The organism is Shewanella sp. 1180_01 (genome assembly GCF_052850535.1).
The window spans coordinates 1-1,192 of sequence record NZ_VXCT01000143.1 but is presented as its reverse complement, the minus strand read 5'-3'; the positions used below and the strand labels follow the sequence as shown (position 1 = coordinate 1,192).

The 1,192-nt window shown below is 45.2% G+C and carries 1 protein-coding gene; it reads left to right on the top strand.

Features of this window, described 5'->3' with window-relative positions:
- The first annotated feature begins 50 nt into the window (after nt 1–50).
- Nucleotides 51–1,172: an ISAs1 family transposase gene (locus tag FW758_RS24515; protein WP_310803718.1), complete on the top strand. Its 1,122-nt coding sequence runs from the start codon at nt 51–53 to the stop codon at nt 1,170–1,172.
- The last annotated feature ends 20 nt before the right edge of the window (nt 1,173–1,192 follow it).

Here is a 1,192-nt window from a genome sequence, read left to right as displayed (position 1 = left end):
GTGTCGATTATGATCTTATGCTCTCTTTTTCTTATAAAGAGCATCAGAGCATGTACCTTGAAGCCTTCATGTCTCATTTCAACTCGATTGCTGACAGCCGACAATCTGCCAAAGTAACTTACCCATTGCGTGATGTATTGTTCGTCACTCTGTGTGGTGTGATTGCTGGGGCCGAAGGCTGGTCAGAAATCCATGACTATGCTGTCGGACATCATAACTGGTTTAAAGAAAAGGGAATTCTGACCGAAGGTGTCCCTGTCGATGACACCATTGCACGTATTATCTCTCGTATCGAGCCGGAACAGTTCCGACTGTGCTTCGCCAATTGGATGCGAGCTATTCATGAGATGAGTGATGGTCATCTTATTGCTATCGATGGTAAAACGCTTCGTGCCTCATACAATCGTGAAGAGCGGCGCTCAACCATTCATATGGTCAATGCGTTTGCCTGTGCCAATAAAGTGGTGCTGGGGCAAGTAAAAACTGCAAATAAATCCAATGAGATAACCGCAATCCCAGCACTGCTCCAGTTGTTAGATATAGAAGGAGCACTGGTATCAATCGACGCTATGGGTTGCCAGACAGAGATTGCAACGCAGATAGTCGAGCAAGGAGGTGACTACTTACTTGCAGTGAAGGCGAATCAAAGTTCATTACATGAGGCCGTGGTCAGTGCTTTCAGTGAAGCGCGCAACAATCCTCTTGATGGACTCGTTATTGAAAAGAATAGAGGCCGTATCGAGGCAAGAGCCTACTATGTAATGCCTGCAAGCCAGCTCCAAGCTAAATTCTCTAAGTGGATGAAATTGAACACATTAGGTATGTGTTTGAGTTATCGGCATACGAAAGGGAAAGAGGCGGAGCTGAGCTACCGTTACTATATCAGTTCAGCCACACTCGATGAGCAACAGTTAGCCGATTCAGTTCGTGGTCATTGGGGTATTGAGAACAGCTTACACTGGGTGCTAGATGTCTCAATGAAAGAAGATAGTTGCCAGATTTATCAACATCATGGGGCTGAAAATTGGGCCATGCTTAGGCAAATATCACTGAATATGCTTAGGGCTGAACCTTCTAAAGGAAGCATTCCAGCGAAACAGAAAAGAGCTTGGATGAAACCTGAATATTTAGAATCGGTTCTATTAGCAGGGTTGCAGCTGGACGAATTTTAAACACTCATGCGGTTGCCCTG